At 46.2% G+C, this 21,548-nt stretch carries 22 protein-coding genes and 1 pseudogene; 19 read left to right on the top strand and 4 right to left on the bottom strand.

The features are described from left to right. Positions 1-131: 131 nt before the first annotated feature. The 3 genes from ACWGOO_RS12770 to ACWGOO_RS12760 are packed head-to-tail and all read left to right on the top strand — an operon-like array spanning position 132 to position 4,131. Positions 132-1,781, top strand: coding sequence for a spore germination protein (locus ACWGOO_RS12770; RefSeq protein WP_452483889.1), 1,650 nt, complete (start codon positions 132-134; stop codon positions 1,779-1,781). Beyond that, positions 1,699-2,997: a Ger(x)C family spore germination protein gene (locus ACWGOO_RS12765; RefSeq protein ID WP_452483887.1), complete on the top strand. Its 1,299-nt coding sequence runs from the start codon at positions 1,699-1,701 to the stop codon at positions 2,995-2,997. The genes ACWGOO_RS12770 and ACWGOO_RS12765 overlap by 83 nt, the downstream gene beginning before the upstream one ends. A gap of 24 nt (positions 2,998-3,021) precedes the next feature. Continuing rightward, positions 3,022-4,131 (top strand): GerAB/ArcD/ProY family transporter, encoded by a 1,110-nt coding sequence (locus ACWGOO_RS12760; protein ID WP_452483885.1) that lies wholly within the window; start codon positions 3,022-3,024, stop codon positions 4,129-4,131. 14 nt (positions 4,132-4,145) lie between these two features. On the opposite strand, the gene ACWGOO_RS12755 is transcribed toward ACWGOO_RS12760, so the two are convergent. Continuing rightward, on the bottom strand, positions 4,146-4,463 hold the full coding sequence (locus tag ACWGOO_RS12755) for a hypothetical protein (RefSeq protein WP_452483884.1): 318 nt from the start codon (positions 4,461-4,463) through the stop codon (positions 4,146-4,148). 185 nt (positions 4,464-4,648) lie between these two features. Between ACWGOO_RS12755 and ACWGOO_RS12750 the strand changes: the two genes are divergently transcribed. The 4 genes from ACWGOO_RS12750 to ACWGOO_RS12735 all read left to right on the top strand — a co-directional run bounded on the left by ACWGOO_RS12750 (position 4,649) and on the right by ACWGOO_RS12735 (position 8,781). Next, positions 4,649-5,044: a Fur family transcriptional regulator gene (locus ACWGOO_RS12750; protein ID WP_354450173.1), complete on the top strand. Its 396-nt coding sequence runs from the start codon at positions 4,649-4,651 to the stop codon at positions 5,042-5,044. Continuing rightward, complete coding sequence (locus ACWGOO_RS12745; RefSeq protein WP_452483881.1) at positions 5,020-5,859, top strand: winged helix-turn-helix domain-containing protein; 840 nt, start codon at positions 5,020-5,022, stop codon at positions 5,857-5,859. Before ACWGOO_RS12750 ends, ACWGOO_RS12745 begins: the two co-directional genes overlap by 25 nt. 144 nt (positions 5,860-6,003) lie before the next feature. Next, entirely contained in the window at positions 6,004-6,417 is a 414-nt protein-coding gene (locus tag ACWGOO_RS12740) for a BlaI/MecI/CopY family transcriptional regulator (RefSeq protein WP_452483879.1), read from the top strand. A 372-nt stretch (positions 6,418-6,789) separates the two neighbouring features. Continuing rightward, on the top strand, positions 6,790-8,781 hold the full coding sequence (locus tag ACWGOO_RS12735) for a methyl-accepting chemotaxis protein (protein WP_452483877.1): 1,992 nt from the start codon (positions 6,790-6,792) through the stop codon (positions 8,779-8,781). Between the two features lie 94 nt (positions 8,782-8,875). Here ACWGOO_RS12735 and ACWGOO_RS12730 read toward each other — a convergent pair whose 3' ends face one another. Next, positions 8,876-9,856: a DMT family transporter gene (locus tag ACWGOO_RS12730; RefSeq protein ID WP_452483875.1), complete on the bottom strand. Its 981-nt coding sequence runs from the start codon at positions 9,854-9,856 to the stop codon at positions 8,876-8,878. A gap of 180 nt (positions 9,857-10,036) precedes the next feature. On the opposite strand from ACWGOO_RS12730, the gene ACWGOO_RS12725 reads away from it, so the two are divergent. The 5 genes and pseudogenes from ACWGOO_RS12725 (at position 10,037) to ACWGOO_RS12705 (ending at position 13,024) form a co-directional block, all read left to right on the top strand. Further along, positions 10,037-10,894: a LysR family transcriptional regulator gene (locus ACWGOO_RS12725; RefSeq protein WP_452483873.1), complete on the top strand. Its 858-nt coding sequence runs from the start codon at positions 10,037-10,039 to the stop codon at positions 10,892-10,894. A 70-nt stretch (positions 10,895-10,964) separates the two neighbouring features. Next, complete coding sequence (locus ACWGOO_RS12720; RefSeq protein WP_452483871.1) at positions 10,965-11,678, top strand: pirin family protein; 714 nt, start codon at positions 10,965-10,967, stop codon at positions 11,676-11,678. 16 nt (positions 11,679-11,694) lie between these two features. After that, positions 11,695-12,030, top strand: a complete 336-nt coding sequence (locus ACWGOO_RS12715) for a hypothetical protein (RefSeq protein WP_354450165.1) — start codon at positions 11,695-11,697, stop codon at positions 12,028-12,030. A 539-nt stretch (positions 12,031-12,569) separates the two neighbouring features. Then, entirely contained in the window at positions 12,570-12,677 is a 108-nt protein-coding gene (locus tag ACWGOO_RS12710; RefSeq protein ID WP_226001023.1) for a YjcZ family sporulation protein, read from the top strand. 166 nt (positions 12,678-12,843) lie between these two features. Beyond that, positions 12,844-13,024 (top strand): annotated as a pseudogene (locus ACWGOO_RS12705) (hypothetical protein). A 143-nt stretch (positions 13,025-13,167) separates the two neighbouring features. On the opposite strand, the gene ACWGOO_RS12700 reads toward ACWGOO_RS12705, so the two are convergent. Continuing rightward, positions 13,168-13,665 (bottom strand): hypothetical protein, encoded by a 498-nt coding sequence (locus ACWGOO_RS12700; RefSeq protein WP_452483869.1) that lies wholly within the window; start codon positions 13,663-13,665, stop codon positions 13,168-13,170. A gap of 252 nt (positions 13,666-13,917) precedes the next feature. Between ACWGOO_RS12700 and ACWGOO_RS12695 the strand changes: the two genes are divergently transcribed. Together ACWGOO_RS12695 and ACWGOO_RS12690 are read left to right on the top strand one after the other, a co-directional pair. Beyond that, positions 13,918-15,336, top strand: coding sequence for a helix-turn-helix domain-containing protein (locus ACWGOO_RS12695; RefSeq protein ID WP_452483867.1), 1,419 nt, complete (start codon positions 13,918-13,920; stop codon positions 15,334-15,336). A gap of 426 nt (positions 15,337-15,762) precedes the next feature. Beyond that, positions 15,763-16,080, top strand: coding sequence for a hypothetical protein (locus ACWGOO_RS12690; protein ID WP_452483865.1), 318 nt, complete (start codon positions 15,763-15,765; stop codon positions 16,078-16,080). 54 nt (positions 16,081-16,134) lie between these two features. Here the strand turns inward: ACWGOO_RS12690 and ACWGOO_RS12685 are convergent, their stop codons facing one another. Beyond that, positions 16,135-16,257 (bottom strand): hypothetical protein, encoded by a 123-nt coding sequence (locus ACWGOO_RS12685; RefSeq protein ID WP_452483863.1) that lies wholly within the window; start codon positions 16,255-16,257, stop codon positions 16,135-16,137. Between the two features lie 334 nt (positions 16,258-16,591). On the opposite strand from ACWGOO_RS12685, the gene ACWGOO_RS12680 reads away from it, so the two are divergent. The 5 genes from ACWGOO_RS12680 to ACWGOO_RS12660 all read left to right on the top strand — a co-directional run bounded on the left by ACWGOO_RS12680 (position 16,592) and on the right by ACWGOO_RS12660 (position 21,473). Next, positions 16,592-16,975 (top strand): hypothetical protein, encoded by a 384-nt coding sequence (locus tag ACWGOO_RS12680; RefSeq protein ID WP_452483861.1) that lies wholly within the window; start codon positions 16,592-16,594, stop codon positions 16,973-16,975. A gap of 292 nt (positions 16,976-17,267) precedes the next feature. Then, positions 17,268-18,893, top strand: a complete 1,626-nt coding sequence (locus tag ACWGOO_RS12675; protein ID WP_452483859.1) for a spore germination protein — start codon at positions 17,268-17,270, stop codon at positions 18,891-18,893. Beyond that, positions 18,893-20,113, top strand: coding sequence for a Ger(x)C family spore germination protein (locus ACWGOO_RS12670; protein WP_452483857.1), 1,221 nt, complete (start codon positions 18,893-18,895; stop codon positions 20,111-20,113). Before ACWGOO_RS12675 ends, ACWGOO_RS12670 begins: the two co-directional genes overlap by 1 nt. Then, positions 20,106-20,330, top strand: a complete 225-nt coding sequence (locus tag ACWGOO_RS12665; protein ID WP_452483855.1) for a hypothetical protein — start codon at positions 20,106-20,108, stop codon at positions 20,328-20,330. Before ACWGOO_RS12670 ends, ACWGOO_RS12665 begins: the two co-directional genes overlap by 8 nt. Positions 20,331-20,369: 39 nt before the next feature. Beyond that, positions 20,370-21,473, top strand: a complete 1,104-nt coding sequence (locus tag ACWGOO_RS12660) for a GerAB/ArcD/ProY family transporter (RefSeq protein WP_452483853.1) — start codon at positions 20,370-20,372, stop codon at positions 21,471-21,473. The last annotated feature ends 75 nt before the right edge of the window (positions 21,474-21,548 follow it).

The following is a 21,548-nucleotide window of genomic DNA, read 5'->3' as shown; positions in this document are numbered from 1 at the left end:
GGCGTGGGATATACGTTTCAGGCACAGGGGTCAGTGCATAACTGGGAATTGATTGAGCATACTCCAAACATACAAGAATAAGGAAAAGTAGATGATATCTATTGCTGCCTTACTGGAGATGAGGTTTGCTTATGATTCGCTATCCCTATCGCAAACATAACAAAAAGTCGGGTGCGGACAAGAATAATGGAAACTCGAATAATGGAAACTCTTCGCGTTCCTTAAAGATCGAGACTCGTTTGGAAACCAACTTGCAGCAAATTAAAGAATTGACGTCAGACAGCCCAGACTTCTTGATCCGCCGTTTTAATTTGGGCATGAAGGCTGATGTCCCTGCCGCCATTGTATTTCTGGATAGTATGGTCAAGACGGATACGGTAAATGAACTCGTCATGAAATCATTGCTTAGCCGCCCATCCGCCGAGGTGGCTGCTGAGACAGAAAGTGCGGAAGGGCTCTACAGTCAGATACAGGGCCATGCACTTGAACTGGGTGAAGTGAAGGAATGCGAAGATTGGAATTCCATGATGGAACAGCTCTTGATGGGAGATACGATTATTTTACTGGAGGGCTGTAAAAAGGCGATTGCGTGCGGGACACGTGGAGGAGAGGTGCGGGCGGTCAACGAACCCTCCACACAGTCTGTCGTTCAGGGGCCGAAGGACGGGTTTGTGGAATCCCTGTTCACGAATATCTCTCTTGTACGCCGGCGGATTAAAAGCTCCGATCTTACGATGGAGATGTTCAAAGTGGGAAGTACGTCTCTCACGAATGTGGCTATGCTGTATATGAAGAATATTGCAGATGCAAGTGTCGTAGATGAAGTTCGTCAACGGGTAAAATCCATCAATATTGACGCAATATTCGAAGCTGGCATGGTAGAAGAGATGATACAGGATGACAATCTTACACCATTTCCAACGATTTATAACTCGGAAAGACCGGATTCGGTTAGCAGCAACATCATGGAGGGACGGGTGGCACTCATTGTGGATGGAAATCCATTCGTACTGGTGATGCCTACTGTATTTGCCCAATTTTTTCAGAGTTCTTCGGATTATTCGGAGCGTTATGATATGGCGACTGTCGTCCGACTCATACGGTATATCAGCTTTATTATACTGATTTTGGGGCCTTCACTCTACATTGCGTTAACGACGTATCATTATGAAATGATACCGACCCCACTACTCATCAGCATACTGGCACAGCGGGAATCCGTTCCTTTTCCGGCATTTCTGGAGGCGTTTATCTTGGAAATCACCTTTGAAATCTTGCGTGAAGCGGGTATTCGAATGCCACGTGTGGGTGGACAGACCGTATCTGTTATCGGTGCGCTTGTATTAGGACAAGCGGCTGTGGAGGCTGGAATCGTCACCCCGCTGCTCACGATTGTAGTAGCGCTGACGGGGATTGCCAGCTTCGCAATTCCGGCATATAACATGGCGGTGGCTGGGAGATTGTTCCGGTTTGTTTTTATGATATTGTCGGCGTTTATGGGGCTGTATGGCATTACATTGGGGTTGATTGCGCTGATCGCCCATATGAACAGCCTGCGTTCTTTTGGGGTGCCCTACATGGCCCCTTTCAGTCCCCTCGTGCTGCAGAGTCAAAAGGATGCCGTATTGCGGCTCCCATTTTGGATGATGCGGAAACGTCCTAAAAGTATCGCATCTACGAATCAGAAACGAATGAAGGATGGAAGCGGAATTCCCCCTTCCAATAAAACCTCACCGATGCAGGAGGGGGGTGTTCGGGGTGCATCAGGGGAAGGGGAGTGAACGTAGAGTAGCCCTCAAATGGAGAATATGGATTCTGAGTTTGACGGGGATATTATTGATGCCACTTCTATCTGGCTGTTGGGATTCCGTGGAGCTTAATGAGAGGGCAGTAGTAGCAGCTATAGGTATTGATGTGGATGAGGAGTCGGGCTATGCAGTTTCCCTGCAGGTAATCGTGGCAGATGAAATTGCCGGAGCCAAAGCGAGGGGAGATACCCCTGTCGTCCTGTATCAGGAAAAGGGCAAGAATCTGTTTCAAGCGATCCGCAAAGCTTCACGAAAGATTCCGCGGGTCATTTCTCTGGCGCATGTCAGACTGGTGGTTATTGGAGAAAAGCTGGCACGGGGTGGAATTGGCGATACGCTGGATTTTCTGGAAAGGTCTGCAGAAATCCGGCTGCCGGTGAAAATGATGGTGGCACGTGCTAGCACTGGGAAGGATGTGCTGGGAGTCATGACCGCGATTGGTCGTATTCCCGCCAATGATATTTCAGGAAAGTTGGAAACATCGGAGCGTATGTATGCTGGGGATTACGCGGTGAATATCGACGATGTCATTCGCAGTATGTCCAATAAGGGTGGCGGTCCTGTACTGACGGGCATAGAGGTCGATGGCGATTTGGAGCAGGCCCCAAGTAAGGGAAATGTGGACAGTATTTTACCGAAAGCAATTGTTCAGATTCACGGGATGGGGGTGTTCCGAAGGGATCGGCTTGTGCGCTGGCTGGACGATGACCAGGCCATTGGACTGTCTATAATCAAAAACAAGGTAAAAAGTGCTCAAACAACATTGAGCTGCGGTAGGAATAAGGAAACCATTGGCATCGAAACCTTGTTCTCTGCAACCAATATATACACTCAGATGGAGCGAGGGGAGCCTGTTTTTGTCATTAACTTAAAACAAGTCGGGGCGTTACAGGAAGCCGAGTGCCCGATTAACTTGAAAAGTCGAGAGGAGACGAAAAGATTGCAGGAGCAATGGACAGAGGTAACGAAAAAAGTGATCACTTCAACAGTCAGGGAGGTTCAGCGCATCCGTAGCGATGTGCTCGGCTTGGGTCTTGCGCTGGAGAAAAGCCATCCCAAGCAATGGAAAAGGTTCTCTTCCGAATGGAGCCGTTATTTTGCGGAAAGCACCGTTCGTATTCAGGTGACTTCGGTACTGAAGCATACGCAATCGCGGACTAACCCGTATCCTAGGGGAGACTCCAATTAGTGAAACGGGAAAGGAGGCAAGGCAATGAAAAAGACACAGATGAACGCAATAGAGATGATCTCTCTCATGGTGCTGTTTGAATTGGGCACGTCCATGATGTCCATCCCCGGAAGGGATGCGGGCAAGGATGCATGGCTCTCTATCCTCATCGCCACGGCTTTTGGGGCATTGCTTTTTCTATGCTACGGCAGCCTTCACCGGCGCTTTCCCGACTTGCTCATGACACAATATTGCAAGGTCCTCTTGGGCAAGAAAACAGGGAGTGCGCTTGCTTTTTTATATATTGTGTTTTTTCTTTACGGCGGAGCACGGGATCTTCGAGATACGGGGATCCTGATTGCCGACCGGACACTTCAGCATACGCCGTTGACAGTCATCTGTGCCTTGATGATTGGACTTGTGATGTATGTGATGCATTTGGGAATCGAGGCAGCGGGCCGAACGGCCATTATAATGTTGATCTTGTTGCTGTTGCTGGGCCTGGCTACGAATAGTATGATTTTGTTGTCAGGCATTGTTGATCTAGACAATGTATTGCCTATAGCCCAGCACGGCTGGCAACCGATATGGCAAGTCGTTTATTCACAAGCCCTGATGCTGCCATACGGCGAGATGGTGACGTTTGCGATGCTTCTTCCCACTTTAAGAAAAGACTACCGTGCCAATGGGGTAGGGGTGACCGCTGTATTGTTGGGGGGGCTGCTCCTGTCCTTTGTGACGCTCTCCAATGTACTTGTACTGGGAGAGAATGTGTTCAAACGGGCGACTTACCCGCTGCTCTCGATGATCAGCAAGGTACAAATATCTGATTTAGTCGACAGGATCGATGTAATTGGGGTCATGACCGTTATTATTTTTGATTTTTTCAAAATCTTCATCTTCTATTATGCGGCGGTTAAGGCTGCGGAGGATGTATTGAAAATATCCTACAGTAAACTGATTCTGCCATTTGGACTGATTATGCTCGTTTCTTGCGTATTGATGGCTCAGGGCTATCAAGAACATCTTTTAATAGGCGAGTATGTGCTGAAATGGCTGTTTCCGATATTTGCTGTGTATTTCCCTTTCTTGCTACTTATCGTGCCATGGCTAAAAAAGATCCGGAATAAAGAAGGAGAGGAGAATGCGTCGTGAGCTATATTCATCCATTATTTGTTTACCTTTTCCCCGTTCTGTTTTTTCTGATTACTCTGGTGCGAAGAATCAGAGTTAGAAGAGGGAACTCTCAGAAAACGTGACCATTGTGAGAAAATGAAGCGAAACGCGTTTCCTACTTGCTTTTTGCCCGCGTTTACAAAGAGCGAAAGGAGCATTCCTGCCAGGACGATATATTCCGATGGTCGCATGGTGCGAAAAGCCAATAAAATAGTCTCCCAAGGGGTATGAGCACCGAATAGCCAGTTCACCAGCAGATTGGTTCCGAGCATGAGTATCATAAAGAATGTGAATATCCAGAGTATTTTCATAAAATATCCCTCCGATGTGTATGAGCTGAGCGTGTATCCTGTATACATTGTGTTGCAAAGCGGCTCAATTTATCCGATTCCATTGACTTGAAATGAATCAGGATTTATACTTATTCTAAATTAATTTTTATTGTAATTATAAGTTGAGAATAAATATAATCTGTGTTCGTTAAGGGAGATGCGGTATGAGAACCTTGAATTTAACTTCGCAGCGCCAAGCAGTGTACGATGTGGTCCGCGAGGCTCACGATCATCCTACTGCGGCTGACGTTATGAACCGGTTGATGGAGCGCGGATATAATCTTGCCTATGGAACGGTCTATAATTCACTGCGTTATTTGACGGATAAGGAATTAATCCGCGAATTAAAGCTGGGGGAGGCCGCCAGCCGTTATGATGGACGGATGGACGACCACCAGCATATTATTTGTCAGGTGTGTGGACGGGTAGATGAAGTGATGAGCGAGGTTCCACACGATTGGATTGAGACGGTTGCGCATGAAACGGGGTACACTATTGCCCATGCCCATGTCGTATTCGGAGGAGTGTGTAAGGAATGCCAAAGCAAGCGAATCAGGTAACGAATCGGCTCAAAGCGGCAGATATGCCCAGACGGGTCAAGGGTATCTGGACATCCATGCTGTCAGCTCCCTCTGCCCCTGCGTTCCAGGCGGTTCCTTCCAATGAGCCGTTGTACTGTCCAACGACGCGTCGCATCGTTCTGATCAGTTCGGTTCCGGGTGTGGTTCACGGCTTGGTGCGTACGTTGTCAGATGCATGCTTTGACGTGATGGTTTTCCACCGCTGGGAGCCTGAAGTACAACGTCATCTGGGAAGCGATTTGTTGATTTACGATTTGACCGCTACCGATACACGGAGTGAATTACTGGATATCCGTAATCGTCTTGAGGCAGAACAGATGAAAGACACACCTGTCATGTATGTGGTTCAGGATCGGATGGCTGTACGTGCGCATGAGCTGCTTCCTTCGGAAGAGGTGCTGGTATGGGCGTTGGCTTCCAATCATATGGTGCATGATATTGAACGGATGATTGTGCGCAATCCGGCAGCTTCCCGTCAGGCAACGCAAGGTAACCGTCGTACGGTGTTCAAGGACATCTGGATTGATCGTGATAAAATGTTAGTATATAAAGAAGAGAATCCATTGAATCTGACCAAAACGGAATATGATTTGCTGTTGAAGTTGATGGATGCTCAAGGCAAAGTCATTTCTCGTGAGCAGATGATGCACGATATCTGGGAGACGGATTTTGTAGGCGGTAGCAATGTCGTGGATGTGCATGTCAAAAGCTTGCGGAAGAAGCTGGGCGATCGGCCTGCGGAGCCTGAATATATTGCAACGGTAAGAGGTGTAGGCTACAGATTGGCGGATTGAACTGAAGCTGATCAGGCCATGATTGCCGCCGAATGAAGACATTCGGCGGATGTATATAAATCCCTTCGAAGATACTGCCATTAGGTGTGATGGTTGACTTTATCAGGATGTATACACTACAATCGGTAGTGTGAGGTGCTTCTTATGAAACGACTGAATTTTAAAACTGGCGAAACCGGACTCAACCGTTTTTTCGGGCCTCTGGAAGCCAAAATTATGGATATTTTATGGTCCGCTTCGGATCGGAGTATCAAAGAAGTACAGACCGCGTTGGAGGGGGAACGGGACTTTAACTTCAATACGGTGATGACTGTTATGAACCGTCTGGTGGAAAAGGGAATACTGAGCAAGAGTATACGCGGGAGAACGTCTTTGTATCGACCGGTTTTGAGCAGGGAAGAATTCATGAATGAACAGTCCAAGGAGTTAAGCCACGAACTGGTGAATGAATTCGGTCTACTCGCTGTAAATCATATGATTGATGCTCTGGAGGTGGCCGATCCTGTGCTGATCGAACGTCTGGAACAAAAAATTAAACAATGGAAAAAGGATATGTAGACGATGTGGAAAACACGTTCTAAATTACTGTTTACAGCAGGCGCCTTTATTTCGGGTTTCGCCCTTATACATCGGAAGTGCATTGCTCAAACTGCTGAGTATGACGCCCACCAATGCCCATCTGGTGAATTCCGTTGCTTGTTCCTCTTTTGCGGAAACGTCCATCAACTATCGGATCTCACGTATTCTGGACCCTCAGCAAGAGAGCGCACAGGTCTAAATGACCATAGAATCGCACCCTTAGTCGCATAGGATGCGGTTTTTTTTGCTTGTTTATGAAAATTTACTGTAAATTATTTGCTTCCTCTAACCGATATAGTTTTCATAAGTGTATTTTAAATACATAGCTTTTCAAGCAAAGGGGACAAACACATGGAAATAACGCGAAAGAGAAAGACTATATGGACACTCAGGAACAAGCTAAGTTTAGGTTTTTTGCTTGTTTTGTTGATTCCAAGCTTAAGTATCGCTATTGCGACCTATAGATCATCGTATGATGCTATGGAAAAGCAGCTTTACAGCAGTGCAAATCAGGGGGTAACGACGGCTAACTCGATTATTGAATATACAATTTCTTCTAAAATGAAAGATGTGCGTTATTTGGCGAATCGCATAGACGCTTCTATGATGGATGGTCGAAATAGCCCGTTGATTCAGCCCAAGCTGATCCAATACAAAGGCTTGCACGAAGATACGAACGATATTTTTGTCGGTACAACAGAGGGCTTGATGATCCGGGGGGTGCCTAAGCGGGACGAAGGGACATTTGATCCTCGCAAACGACCATGGTACATCGAAGCGATGAAGCAACCCGGTAAGGTAGCGATCACCTCTGTTATCATCAATTCATCGGGTATTCCTGTTGTGGTGGTATCTCAGACGCTTTCCGACCAGTCCGGGGTTATCGGGATCTCTCTAAATCTGGAAAGTGTACGTAAACTGGCCTCTATCAAAGTGGGCCAGGAGGGGTATATTATTATTTTAGATCATACGAAGAAATTTGTGGTCCACCCTACGGCTAAAGCGGGTTCCTCTCCAGAGGGAAATGTGCTTGATCCGATGTATGATGCACCGAGCGGGAGCTTTAACAATGTGATTGATAATCATGAAGAATATTTGACCTATGTAACGAATGAGGCTACAGGCTGGAAAATCGCGGGTACATTCTATCATTCCGAGATTAGTGATGCGACCGCAGGCATGCGTAATGTAACCATTATCGTGCTGACAGCCTCGTTGGTGATTGCACTTATTGCTATCTTCCTGATTTCCCGTTCGGTTCTGGTGCCGATCCGCAGGCTGCAAAAATCGGCGGAGCGAATCAGTGAAGGAGACTTGAACGGAGATCTGGAAACCGGAAAAACAGATGAGGTTGGCGAGTTATCTTCCCATTTTCAAACGATGGTGGATAGTTTACGCACGATGATTCGAAGCGTACACGAAACAACAGATTGGGTAAGTTCCTCGGCAGAGGAACTGGCTGCAGGTGCAGACCAGACGACCAGAGCTATCGAGCACGTCACCATTGCAATTCAGGATGTAGCCGTAGGCAGCGAACGCCAGGTCCAGAGTGTAGAATATGGCACCGAGCGTATGGAGGAGCTTGCCCGGCAGGCTGAGAACGTATCTGAGCGTATGATGGGCGTATCTGAGAATGTGAAGCGAAATGCCAAGTCAGCTCAAGAGGGCAGCAAGGCAGCTTCGCAAGCTGTACAGAAGATGTATGACATCGACGAGACGGTTAATGATCTCGGACAAGCGATGAATTCTCTTAGTGAGCGCTCCGGTGAAATTGTGGATATTATCAGCGTTATATCTGGAATTGCCAAACAGACGAATCTGCTGGCACTGAACGCGTCCATTGAGGCGGCACGCGCCGGGGATCATGGTAAAGGGTTTGCTGTGGTTGCGACAGAGGTACGTAAGCTGGCCGAGGAATCGGCCAAATCGGCTACATTGATTTCGCAGCGCATTGATGCGATGCAGGTGGATATGAACCATGCTTTGAAGGCTACGCATCAAGCACGGATACGGGTTACGGAAGGAATTGATTCGGTAAGCACGTCGGAGCAATCCTTTGCAGAAATTAGCCATGCCGTGGAACGAGCGACGGAGCATATCAATGACGTTACCGAAGTGACACAGGAGATGGCTCGGGGAGCAGCGGGTGTCGTAGGCATTATGAACGACATTTCCCATATTTCGAACAAGGCAGCGGGCAACACCGAGTCGATCTCAGCTGCCGCTGAGCAGCAGCTCGCTTCCATTGAGGAAATCGCTTCTTCCTCAGCGGACCTGAGCCAAATGGCAGAGGAACTGCGCAAACTGGTCGGACGTTTCCAGGTGGAAGGAAAAGACCAATAAAACCAAAAAAGCGCCCGGATCCATGAGTTTATCTCCATGTCCGGGCGCATTTTTACATGCTTTTTGCCACAACTTCTTGTCGAAGGTATAAAAATTATCTTTGGAATGACTTGCGACGACCCAGCCCAAAACGCATGCGGCGCGGGCTGCCGGAAGTGCGTAGAGAACTTCTTTGAACCATATTGTTGAGCAGCAGTGCGAAAATGACCAGCACTGTCCCGTACAGCTCAAAGTGGCTGATGGTATAGCCTTGGAAATACATAAGCACCAGCGTGGTAATCGGTACAAAGTTAATAAACAAAATTCCGTTCAGCGGTGAAAGCATTCGGATTCCAGCATTCCAGCTCAGCAAGGCAGCCAGCCCCGGAAGCAGGATCATAAAGCTCATTTCGTATTTGACCGACCATACATGCTGCCAGTCCGGTATCGCAACCCAGTTGAAGGCAGAGGCGGTCGTGACGACTACAAAGGAAACCAGGGTTCCGAGCAGGCAGGTTAAGGTAGAGTAGCGAAGGGTAGACCATCCTGCAAAATGGTTACCTCCCATGGAATACACAACCCATCCAATCACCCCTGCGAAAATAAGCAGCAGCGGCAGCAAATGCTGTCCGGCGAGTGTGAAGAAGGTCCATTTTCCGTTCGTAATCACGAGTACAGCTCCAGCCAGTGCGATTATCATACTGATCAGTGTATATTTTGGAGGCATGTTGCGGGTCATGACCCATACCAGTGCAATGGAGATCATCGGCATCAGCACTTCCATAATAGACGCAACAATCGTACCTGCTGCACCCATTGCGTGCTGTCCCTGGAAAACGGCCATATTATAGATGGTAAATCCCATCGTACCGAAGAACAGCAATGTCTTGCCCTTGCCCTCAAAGCGAAATGCAGACCGTCCCTCTTTGAGCCACAACAGTACAATTAATATGAGCGTAACCGAGAAATAACGTAAAAATGAAAAGTACAGCGGATTGACTTGTTGCAATGCAATGTGCGAAACCGGAAACATGGCTCCCCAGGACATACTGGCGATCAGGCACAATAAAGATCCTGTCATGATTTGTCTATTCATGGTGAAAAAAAGCTCCTCCTTGCCGGCATCAGCGGACATATCTTATGGACACATCATAATGGATAGAGAGCTGTTGGTAAAATGATTGAAAATAAATGTTATCATCATTTAAAATGATAATAAGTGACAAGACCCGTCAATTTTCGATGGCCTTGCCCTTCACCATAAGGAGGAGCAGTAGTGGATCTGAACGACTTAAACATTTTCCAGACGGTGGCTGCTCATGGCAGTGTCAGCAAGGCGGCAGTCGAGCTTAGCTATGTCCAGTCCAATGTAACGGCCAGAATCAAGCTACTGGAAAAAGAACTGCAAACGCCTTTATTTTATAGACATAAGCGGGGCATGGTCCTCAACGCGGAGGGCAAGCGTCTGCTGCAATATACGAAAAGCATTTTGTCGCAATTCGAGGAAATGAAACATGCGTTTCAGAGTACCTCTGCACCTTCGGGGGTACTGGAGATTGGCATTGTGGAGACGGTGATCGCGCTCCCGGCGATTTTGCATGCTTATTACAGCAAGTACCCGGATGTCGAGCTGTCCCTCAAAGCCGGGGTTACGGAGCGCTTGGTACAGGAGGTTGCGGAGATGAGGCTGGATGGAGCCTTTGTGACTGGGCCGGTGAAGCATCCCCTCATTGAACAGTTGGATGTGTTTCAGGAAAAGCTGGTCCTTGTTTCCCAAGGAGATGACTTTTCCGTTGAGGATGTAACGACTCGTCCGCTCCTGTTATATAAAAAAGGCTGCGGCTATCGCGGGCGGTTGGAAACCTGGCTTAAGATGGAGGGCATCATTCCCAAGCAGATTATGGAGTTTGGGACATTCGAGACGATTATCGGTAGCGTGGCGGCTGGCATTGGAATGACGGTTTTTCCTGAATCTTCAATCAGCGGGCTGGCGGCCCAAGGTCTGGTGCATTGTCATGCAATACCTGAGCCGTACAACGAAGTGACAACGGTGTTTATCCGCCGCAAGGAAGCCTATGTGACTAGTACCTTGCAGTCTTTTATGGATGAAATTATCGCTCAGACAGAGGCATAGCTTTATCGTTGGGGCTTGGGTACAATGAAAAAAGGTTTGATCTCATTTTTCTTCCTGAAGGAGGGCTACTATGTTCACAATATATCCGGCTGCTTCCCGATTCAGCTTCGATAAGGGATGGCTGCGGGGCAGTCACAGTTTTTCATTCGCGGAATATCAGGATGAGAACAATACAGCGTTTGGTCCCATGCGTGTCTGTAATGACGACGTGATCGCACCGGGACGGGGCTTTGGGGCGCATCCGCACAGTGATATGGAGATTGTCTCCATCGTGCTGTACGGCGAGCTGCGTCATGAGGACAACCGTGGACATGTGGCGGTGACGAATTTTGGAGGTATCCAGCGGATGTCCGCGGGTCACGGGATCATCCATACGGAGCACAACGCTTCGCAAACGGAGGATGTCAGTCTGCTGCAATTGTGGTTTAGCCCGCATACGAGAGGGCTGGAACCCTCGTATGAAGCTACAGCATTCAACCCTGAGCGTCTGCACGGTCAGCTTCTGCCCGTCGTTGCCGGGAAGCGTGTTCCGGGCACAGAGGGCGAAATAGCGGCCATTCATCAGGATTTGACGATTTATTTAAGCAAGCTTCAGCCCGGAGAGTGTGTGGAATTCGCACAGTCTGAAGGGCGACGCGTGTTCTTGTTTGTTATCGAAGGCTCGCTGCGTGTGAACGGTGAACATATCCTGAGCGGGCGCGATTCGGCCCGTATTGAGCAGGAGCCGAAGCTGTCGCTGAAGGCGCAGGAGCCTGTCTTTTATATGCTGATTGATTTGCCCTAATAAGGAGGTGCGCGCAATGGCGCAGCAGGAAACATGGCTGATCAAGCATGCCGTCACGGGTCGCAGCTTTGCTGACAGCCGCAAGCAGACTTTCGATTGCCGTTTGGCATCGGCAGACGGCGTGTTTCGCTTCACGCTTCAAGAGCTGCCGCGTGAGGCGGCGGAGGTGATTGTGCGTTATAGCGGGGAACTGAATGTATTCCGTTTTGTAACGCCGGAGAACGGAGCCGTTGTGAAGCATTGGTATTACGTCACCCCGGAAAGCGTACAATACGATGATCAAACCGGGGAGCTTACGTTTGAAGCCGGTTCTGAGATTGAGTACCATCCTGACGAATATTGGGGAGATTAATCACTATTTTATTCACCATTTTATAATGATGTTTTCGAAGACTCTGCATGATTGGGGGCCACTGAAAAAGTCCCCATTGTTGAGCGTAAGAGAATATCTAAAGAAAAACGAGCTTCTAGAATCGCTTCTAAGGCTCGTGTCGCGTTCTGGGAGACATATTTGTACCCCAAAAATCTTAGCGCTCTATACGGGTGTTTAATTTGGACTTGATTTCAGCATTGTAAATGCGGATTAAGATGTAGTAACACTCTATATGAGTGTTTATTTTAAGCCTAAAGTGCCAAAGAAAGTACCGACTCCACTAGCAATTAGACTGCCAGTGGAGTTTTTTTGTTGAGCTTATCCGATTAATATTTACATAATACTCCAAACCGATTATACTGATAACAACACATACGGAAGCACCGTTGTGCAATCCGAAAGCATCGGTGATACCCTACTGGCTAAGCTGGTGGGGTGTTTTTATTTACTAACATGCCCAGTCACAGAGTGTATTCACACATATATTAAGGTGACGACAAATAAAGGAGGGCTTAGCTATGAGTGGATGTGCAGGTCCAGCTGTTTGCAATGTGTGGACTTCTACAGCTGCAATTTTGGTGCTCTATATCCTTTTAGTTATTATCCTTAAATCGTGTTGGGTTTAATTTTCTGAAAAGAATCTTTAAATTGCACGCCTACTTCACCTTATTCTGTATAATTTGATTCCTTCTAAAAAAACGTGTAAACACCCTACCGGCTGAACTGGTGGGGTCTTTTTATGTTTGCAGGAATTTACCACCATGTGCCGAATGGATTACTGAGGTGATCAGCATGAAACATACATATAAAGTGTTGAAATCGGATATCGAATTGTTCGCAGCTGCATTAAGCCAGGTAAGAGTATATGTGGTCCAGTCGTTGGGAGAAGATTACACCAGAGTCGATTAAGATTAAAGGATATTATTTTTTACGCAATCAGTTTGAATTTAGAGTAGATAAAAAGCCCAGTTAATTTTAATGGGTCGGCGGGGATTTTTTATTATTTGAAATGATTAAGATTTCCTCAAAATACAACGAACCTAAGAAACAAAAAAAGAAGCCCCAAACCTTCATCGTCGGTCTGGAGCTTTTCTTATACAAAGCTTTAACTTTTAATTAAAGTTCATATGGGCTATTGGCTGAGATACCCCATGCCGAGGCGTTTACATAAGCTCCGCTAGCATGCCACTGTATTTCATAGTTTCCTGATCGCATTCCGTTTGGAAACCCATCCATGCTATACCAATTAAATCGTTCACCACCACCCACATACTTGGTAAGTAAATAATCCCCTGTATCGACATTCTTTAAGGTAAAAGTAAGCGTCGACTTGCTGTAGTTTCTTACACGTAGCTTAACATGACCATATCGAGGAGATATGGAGAACTCTGTTAATGGCGACTTGCCGTCAAGGTTCACATTAAAAAGATCTTTTCTCTTAAAAAGGCCCACGTCATGATTACCAGGTGTTTTCACCTCATCATGGGTCCCGTAAGTCAATGTACTTGCAGAATTAGTTACAGCATCTGAATCTGCAAAAATCGCACTCGGCAAAGCAATAGCCCCCAGCAAACTAACAGATAAGGCTGATGCAATTAAATGTTTTTTCTTCATATATATCCCTCCTTATATTAAACTATCGTATCATTATACCAGAAGATTCAACCTTTTATATAATTTAGAAAAAAATAAGTCGTGATATTACAATTAATAAGCTTTTTTCTAATCTAGTCTAGCTAAAGTAAATACCAGAAGCGAATACCTCACAAAAGTTACAAAAGTTATTGACAGCTGTTAGATTTTGGACAACAATAGAATGCAATAATATAAAAATTTTGTAATTTTTATGTGAGAGGTGGCTATGACATGAAGCATACACCTACGATAAGAGCAGAATTGGAAAAATATCTGAGACGGAAAGGATTGAGTATGACCAAGTTTGGACATATCTCAGGATTGAATCCGGGCACCGTCAGTGGTATTGTGACGGGGAATAAGCCCATTTCCATGAATCAATTGGATCTGATTACGCTAGGAATGGAGGTACCACCGGATCATTTTTATGAGTGCTATATTGAAGAGTGCATTATAGAAGAACCCCTCGACTGGCGAAGAATCGGCCCCCTTTTGTACCGATGTGTGCAGTTTAATCGGCTGGATTGCTTGCAAAAAGTAGTGAGCCTGTTGTTAGATAAACTAATCTATCCCCCCTTACTCTTTGAACTAGCCGAAAATTGTTTCAAACATGGTTATCAAGAGGCAGCGGCTTACCTTTATGAAAACGTGTCCGAGAGTGAAAAGTACCAGCACTCTGATCGCTTGGCAACCTGTCAATATCGTATATTCACGATTCAGATTGGAGCCGATCAAAAACGCAATCTCAGGGCAGCTACAATATTTGAAGCTTTTGTTGAACGCCTAGATGAAATAGACCAGCTTGACGCATTGAAGGATTTGGCGAACGTGTATAGGTCTTTGCGTGAATGGGACAAGGTAGAGGAAATGGCGAGAAAAATGAAGGTGAAAGCGAAAGTTCAATATTCGATGAAACATCAACAGAAGAAGCTAGAGCGCAATGAGTCTGAAAAGAAGCTGAGTCGTCCCATGTTTGTGTACATCACCTATGCCGATTTGTTGTGTGCAAGTGTCTGTGAAGCCCAAGGCGATTATCAACAAGCTCTACAATATACATACGCCTACGCAGACTTGGATTGGGTCAAAGAGACGGACGAGGATACTCTGTATTGGATCAAACTGTACAAAGATTGGACGCAATGTAATACTTACGTTAATAAACTTCTGTCTGGTGATATCAGTGTGCTTCAAGATTATGTTGAATATATAGCAGCAACATCAGGTTCTAATGAACAAGAGAAAATCTCCAAATTGTTGAATGTTATAATTGCAGCAAACCGATTTGAATTGGAAGTGGATGATATACTTCAACGGTTTGAAACGGAGATTAATTCGTTTTCTAAACAACCTCTATCCGATGATATGTATAACCAACAGGTGATACCGGACTATATTGCGTGGTTTGGTTACGAGTTAGCTTATTATTATTTACATCGAGGTTCTTACATTGATGGTTTTAATCACTTGTTGTGTGCAATGGTAAACGCGCATACACTAAATAATAAGGATTATTTTATAAATTATACAGGGCTTTTTGCACACTTCCAAGCATATGCGCTTCCTGAGACCAGAGAAGAGTATTTCAAACTATTAGAAAAGGTGTGGATTAACAATGTTAAAAAAAATGGTACTGCTGATCGTCGCAGCTAGTTTTTTGTTTATTGTTACTGTACCTGTTCAGTCGCATGATATACGGCCTCAAGTACAGGTTGGAGGTTCTTAAACGTAAACAAAATAATCCCCGCTAACCTTAACTGGTCGGCGGGGATTGTTTTTTATAGCGCTGCTTGTAATATAGACTTTTTTGTTGAATGATGACTTTTTTGTATAAAATATATAAAGAGTGAAATCTTTTGGTATAATGACATGGTATTTTAATATAAGGAGGAATATATATGAACAAAAAACATTTAATTGCATCTGTCTTATCTTTAGGTTTACTAGCAGTGGGCTGTTGCCATAACAAGTGCAATTTTTGCAGATTCAGACGTAAGTGATTCTGCGAATACATCCACTACTGCGACCCAAGAGGCGGGTACAACAGCTACTGGTGACCATGTCATAACTCCGCAGAGCGTGGGAAACACTTTTAACTTTACTGTAGGGGGAAGTGCAACTGCACCAGGCAGCTTCGAGGTTCCTAAGGGTTTCGGGTATGTTAAATTGCGCATTAGAAACTATGCAAATACCCCGGTTGATTTTACTGTAGAGCACAATGATTCTGGTAAAGCGTATGTTGACGGCCAGACAATCAGCAAAAACAGTGAAACTGTTTGGAGAAGTGCTGGTTCTATGCGTTCCGGACGATATACAATTCAGTTCCGCGGCAGTTCAAACAAAGTTAATGTGGAAGTATGGGGCGTATCCGGTTCATTGTCTTCGGACGCAAAATAATAGCTTCTTTGGCAATATCCGCCCCTTGATGCAATCGCAAACTATGCGCGTCTGCTAAATAGCCTCTAGCGAGCTTATCCCACTGGTCGAGGACAGGTCTATGGTCATTAGACCATGCTTACGGTGCTGATCCACAATGGATTTAAGCAGGCTTTCAAATTCATCATGACTATTCATGAACAGACCCCCCATATGATTACCTTGTGTTACCGCTTTTCTAAAGGATCAATACCAAGGCTCCGCTTCAATCCTTCCTGTAGCACCTGAGAGGAATTAAGGTGTTGTCGGCTGTTCAGCCCTTAATCCCCGCTGTCTTTACGATACTTGCTTGTGTCTTAGGAGGAAAGCTTTTCTTAGGTGCGTAACCGTAACCGTAATCTTACCGTTTTTAGCCCGTTCGACGATATGGTTATGACTGGTATAGTAACATCCATTGAACGCTCAATGAGTATACATCTTATGTTACAGTAACTGATACAAGAAAAGCTTGGAAGTGAGGTGTGAATTGCAGATGAAGCGTAGATATATCTTGATCTTGATTGCTATACTAGTTACAACTACTACTCTAATTTTACTGTTGAATTCTGGGGATAATACGATATATAAATACCCATCAGGCAAAGATACCGTAGAATATTTTGGTGACGGGACTTTTCAAATTTTGAGAGGGGGGCCGGACGACCCTTTAATACTTTATAATCATCTTGCTGATCCAACGGAAAATACTGTTGATAATATTGTGTCATATAAGATAGAAAAAAATATTGTGTATTTGGTTGGTGAAAAAAGCTTCATTAAATTGGATTCAAGTACCAACACATACAAGCAAAAGAAACAGATTTCCGACTTTACTTCCGAAGATAGAGAGATATTCAATGAATTAATGGAAAAATAGAGGATATCATAAGCAAATATCGTCCTTACGTTTGATGTAAGTGAATACTCAAAATAAAAACGAGCCTTTAGAATCGCTTCTAAGGCTCGTTTTGCGTTCAGGGAGACATATTTGTACCCCAAAAATCTTTTTATTTTCGGAAATCAACAGTTTTTCAATGGCCTCCATGATTGAAGGTTCTTTTTGTCATTGGTTCAACATGCTGAGTTTGTTGGATACATAATCCTGTACAGGCTGGTACATCCTACATGTTATATTACCTATCCGGATCATTCGTAAAGGGGGGATACCGATGAAGAAAGGACGCTTTCCTAAGTTGCCGAGATTGCCATGGAGCCGAAGAGCGGTTCCGGCTCAGGACCGCAGGATGCGAGATTACCGTGTTCCCAAGGGCCTCCCTGAACCGCCGTGGCTGGAACAGCCGTTGCGGAGCAGTCTGGAAGACAATTTGACCGCATTGCGCGATATTTTCAAGGATTGTTCTGATATTGTCTATCGTGAGCTGAAGATTTCCCCCGACCGCAAAGGGCTGTTGGCTTATTTGGAAGGCACGGTGAAATCGGAAGACTTGCAGGATCATATCCTACGGCCCGTCATTTTGGGCATGATGCTTAAGGACTCCGAAGTGAACGGCTCATTGGAGCCGCTGGACGAAACTCGTATTTCCATGTCCCAGACCAAAACGATGGATCAATGGAATAAGGTATCGGAAGCCATATTGGATGCCAATGCAGCTCTGTTCGTGGAGGGTACGCCCCGTGCTTATATTTTCAGCGCCAAGGGAGGCGTTCGTCGTGGAGTAGAGGAGCCGCAGACCGAGTCGGTTATTCGTGGTCCACGTGAAGGTTTCACGGAAACGATTCGCGTTAATACGGCACTGCTACGTTTCAAGCTTAAAACGCCGATGCTCAAAATGTACAGCATGACGCTCGGTACAGAGACTAAAACAAGCGTAGTGCTTACCTATATTGAAGGCATTATAGATCCGAAGCTGGTAGAGGATGTAAAGAACAGGCTTACGGATATTAAGATTGATGGTTTATTGGAGACTGGATATATCGAAGAACTGATTGAAGATCATCCGTTTTCGCCGTTTCCGCAAATGGAATATACGGAACGGCCGGATACCGTCACTGCGCAATTGCTGGAGGGACGGTTTGCCATTTTTGTAGACGGGACACCTTTTGCCCTGATTGGGCCAGTGACGATGTGGCAGATGCTTCAGGCCAGCGAAGACTATTACGAGCGTTTTTTTATCAGTAATATGGTGCGCTGGATTCGTTATCTTTTTCTCATCCTGGCTCTCTTCCTGCCTGCATTATATGTAGCGGTCACGACCTATCATCAAGATATGCTGCCGACGGCGCTCATTTTGAGCATTGCCGCAGCACGTGAATCCATCCCTTTCCCCGCCTTGGTGGAAGCATTGATGATGGAGATTTCCTTTGAGGCATTGCGAGAAGCGGGGATTCGTCTCCCCAAAACGGTCGGTCAGGCTGTCAGTATCCTCGGCGCGCTCGTCATCGGGCAGGCATCCGTACAGGCGGGGATCGTATCGGCGCCGATGGTCATTATCGTGTCGCTTACAGGTATTGCTTCGTTTACCATTCCGCGTTTTAACTTTGCGATTACAGTTCGTCTGCTGCGGTTTCCGATCATGATGATGGCGGGGGCGTTCGGATTGTTTGGAATCATTATCGCGACAACGCTGATTGCTACGCATTTAACCAAGCTAACGTCGTTTGGCGTGCCTTATATGAGCGGATATAGCCCGTACAAACATATGGATCAAAAGGATATCGTCGTTCGTGCGCCTTGGTGGAAAATGATCAAACGCCCTTCATGGGTTAGGAAAGACAACAACAAGCGGGCGAAAGAAAAAATGAATGGATCGCCCACAACTGAGGAGGGATGGTGATGAAGCCCCGAGGGTCTGATGTAGGGAAAATACGTAAAGCAGCTGTGATCGGCTGTCTGTTGCTCTGTTCTGTTCTTTTGGGGGGATGCTGGGATCGCCGTGAGGTGAACGATGTGGCCTTTGTGATGGGTACCGGGCTGGATAAGGAAGGTGACCAATACCGGGTTACGATGCAAATTGCGCTCCCCGGACAGCTCGGGTCTTCGGGAAGCACAGGAGGCGGGGGAGGTACAAGTGGAACCAAATCCTACTACCTGGTGTCCAAAACGGGCCCAAGCTTTCGGGGAGCAAGTACCGAGGAACAGCGAGGGATTTCACGAACGCTGAATTACTCCCATCGCCGAGTGTTGTTAATCGGCGAGGCACTGGCACGGGAAGGGATTAGCAATATGATGGATGTATTGGCACGTATTCCGCAGAACCGTCTGTCTTCTCTGGTGGTCATCACAAAGGGATCGGCGCTGGAGGTGCTTCAGGCGGATGCCCCGATTGAGCAATATCCGGCAGAAATGGTGCGTGAACTGAATTATTCCTATATGAAAAAGCCCCGTTCTATTAAGCTGCTGATGAACTCCATCCTGCTGGAGGGCATTGATCCGGCTGTACCAGTGATGTCCGTGGTGAAGAACGGCCCCTCTAATTTAAAGGATAAGAAGACGAATATTCAGGTCGATGGGCTGGCTGTATTTTGCAAGGATAGATTAACTGGCATTATAGATAACCATCTCAGTCGGTTTTTGCTGCTGGGTATGGATCAAGCCAAGGATACGGAAATATTTATAACCCCTCCCAAGGGCAGTGGTTATTTGTCCGTGCATCTCATCGAAAACAGCGTTCAGATCAAACCCTATGTTCGGGGAGATGATATCCGGATGAACATTCAAATGAACTGCAACGGGAATGTAAAGGAGAATGAGACGACTTTCGATATTTCCAACGAAGCAAACCTGAAGTGGCTGGAGCAGCAGGTAGAACGTCAGATCAAGGAGGATTTGGGGGAGGCTGTCCGGGTTATTCAACAAAAATATCGTTCGGATGTGCTTGGTTTGGGCCGGGTTATCATTACAAGCCTCCCGGATGAATGGGAACGGATTAAACCCCGTTGGGATCAGTTGTACCCCAAGGTGGAAGTCACCATAGATCCGGTTGTGCATATTGAAAATATCGGTGCGGTTACCAAGCCATTCGGGATCAAGAAGGAGCAAATCCAGAATGAATAAAGTGTTTCTGCTGCCCTTGGTGCTGGCGATCATCTTCATGTATCTGATTGACCGTAAAAGTCTGAACGCCGCACCTGCTGTCAATCGCTGGATCTCACGTGTATTGTACGCCTGTAGCATAGGCATCTGGATCTACGGAACGTCGACAAAGAGTACTGTCTATGTGGCTACATGGCTAACCCGATTCATTGGTATGTGGCTGCCCCCTACATTGTAACGAGTGTAATGATGCTTGTGGAAAAAGGAGACGCACCCCATGAAACAGTTCACAACCAGACAAATCGTGCTGCTTGGTGTATTGATGGAGGTCAGTATTACCATTGTACATGCTCCGGCGCAGGCAGCAGATTACGCGCATCAGCATGCCTATTGGACCTGTGCGGTTGCAGCCATCGTGTTATGCCTGCCGATCTGGGCGATGCTGAAGCTCGGGCAGCGCTTTCCCGATCAGGATCTGCTTCAGGCCATGGTGAGCTCTCACCCCGTGCTGGGGCGTATGCTGCTCTCGGTGTATTTCATCCTATTCCTGATCATTTTCGCGCGGGATTTGAGAATTATTACGGATATGGTGGAGGTTGCGCTTTTGCCGCTGACTCCGCTAGTCGTGATTTCCCTGATTCTCCTGCTAACTTTAGTGTTTATGGCTAAAGGGGGAATTAGCACTATCGTAAATATGGCGGAATTTTTCGTGCCGGTGTTGATTGTGACACTGTTGACCATGACCCTATTTTTCGGGCGTAATATGGACTTTTCGGTGATGAGACCGTTTTTACATCCGGATGTAGACGGAGTAGCCAGAGGAAGCTGGCGCATGTTGGGTTATATGGCGGACATCATGATGTTGCCCTTTGTGATTTCCGGGAGAAATTATAATCCCCGTAGTGCGTGGCTTGGACATCTGACAGGAACCGTTTTTATGATCATGACTGTGCTGCTGACAGAGCTGGTAATCGGTATTCCCATTATGTCACGGTTGTTTTATCCTTCGTATGAATTGGCGCGTCAGTTACAGCTAACGGATTTTCTGGATCGGTTCGATTTGTTTGTAGCTGCTTTAACCGTGCCAACTCTGCTTACAAAGATAGGGTTCGATCTGTACGTTATCAGTTTGACTGTAAAGCGTATGTTTGCTCCGGCCTGGGGGAGTTTGATTGTATGGCCAGTCGGTTTGTTGGGTTACGTCTGTTCCTTTATGCTGTTCTCCAACATTGTACAAATATATGGCTTTAGCCGGGAATGGGCCATGGTTATGACTGTTTTCTTTGTGCTGATGCCTTTTGTGCTGTGGCTGGTGATCAGGCCCAAACGTAAAGAAAAAAATGACGGAGATGAGCCATCTGAAAGACAAGTGGACTTATAAGCTTACTATATCCATCGGAAAAGCAATTCTGATTTGTCTTTTAGCCCCTTGATTGTATACTTGGTATAAAGGAGT

The sequence above is a fragment of the Paenibacillus sp. NPDC055715 genome (assembly GCF_053617595.1).
This window is presented reverse-complemented; position numbering and strand designations above follow the sequence as displayed.

Excerpts from the sequence above, each read along its gene's own strand:
- ACWGOO_RS12770 (WP_452483889.1), top strand. The coding sequence starts at position 132 with ATGATTCGCTATCCCTATCGCAAACATAACAAAAAGTCGGGTGCGGAC.
- ACWGOO_RS12695 (WP_452483867.1), top strand. The coding sequence starts at position 13,918 with ATGAAGCATACACCTACGATAAGAGCAGAATTGGAAAAATATCTGAGA.
- ACWGOO_RS12665 (WP_452483855.1), top strand. The coding sequence starts at position 20,106 with ATGAATAAAGTGTTTCTGCTGCCCTTGGTGCTGGCGATCATCTTCATG.
- ACWGOO_RS12765 (WP_452483887.1), top strand. The coding sequence starts at position 1,699 with ATGGAAGCGGAATTCCCCCTTCCAATAAAACCTCACCGATGCAGGAGG.
- ACWGOO_RS12740 (WP_452483879.1), top strand. The coding sequence starts at position 6,004 with ATGAAACGACTGAATTTTAAAACTGGCGAAACCGGACTCAACCGTTTT.
- ACWGOO_RS12730 (WP_452483875.1), bottom strand. The coding sequence starts at position 9,856 with ATGAATAGACAAATCATGACAGGATCTTTATTGTGCCTGATCGCCAGT.
- ACWGOO_RS12710 (WP_226001023.1), top strand. The coding sequence starts at position 12,570 with ATGAGTGGATGTGCAGGTCCAGCTGTTTGCAATGTGTGGACTTCTACA.
- ACWGOO_RS12670 (WP_452483857.1), top strand. The coding sequence starts at position 18,893 with ATGAAGCCCCGAGGGTCTGATGTAGGGAAAATACGTAAAGCAGCTGTG.
- ACWGOO_RS12685 (WP_452483863.1), bottom strand. The coding sequence starts at position 16,257 with ATGAATAGTCATGATGAATTTGAAAGCCTGCTTAAATCCATTGTGGAT.
- ACWGOO_RS12700 (WP_452483869.1), bottom strand. The coding sequence starts at position 13,665 with ATGAAGAAAAAACATTTAATTGCATCAGCCTTATCTGTTAGTTTGCTG.
- ACWGOO_RS12680 (WP_452483861.1), top strand. The coding sequence starts at position 16,592 with ATGAAGCGTAGATATATCTTGATCTTGATTGCTATACTAGTTACAACT.
- ACWGOO_RS12715 (WP_354450165.1), top strand. The coding sequence starts at position 11,695 with ATGGCGCAGCAGGAAACATGGCTGATCAAGCATGCCGTCACGGGTCGC.
- ACWGOO_RS12750 (WP_354450173.1), top strand. The coding sequence starts at position 4,649 with ATGAGAACCTTGAATTTAACTTCGCAGCGCCAAGCAGTGTACGATGTG.
- ACWGOO_RS12755 (WP_452483884.1), bottom strand. The coding sequence starts at position 4,463 with ATGAAAATACTCTGGATATTCACATTCTTTATGATACTCATGCTCGGA.
- ACWGOO_RS12745 (WP_452483881.1), top strand. The coding sequence starts at position 5,020 with ATGCCAAAGCAAGCGAATCAGGTAACGAATCGGCTCAAAGCGGCAGAT.
- ACWGOO_RS12720 (WP_452483871.1), top strand. The coding sequence starts at position 10,965 with ATGTTCACAATATATCCGGCTGCTTCCCGATTCAGCTTCGATAAGGGA.
- ACWGOO_RS12675 (WP_452483859.1), top strand. The coding sequence starts at position 17,268 with ATGAAGAAAGGACGCTTTCCTAAGTTGCCGAGATTGCCATGGAGCCGA.
- ACWGOO_RS12660 (WP_452483853.1), top strand. The coding sequence starts at position 20,370 with ATGAAACAGTTCACAACCAGACAAATCGTGCTGCTTGGTGTATTGATG.
- ACWGOO_RS12735 (WP_452483877.1), top strand. The coding sequence starts at position 6,790 with ATGGAAATAACGCGAAAGAGAAAGACTATATGGACACTCAGGAACAAG.
- ACWGOO_RS12760 (WP_452483885.1), top strand. The coding sequence starts at position 3,022 with ATGAAAAAGACACAGATGAACGCAATAGAGATGATCTCTCTCATGGTG.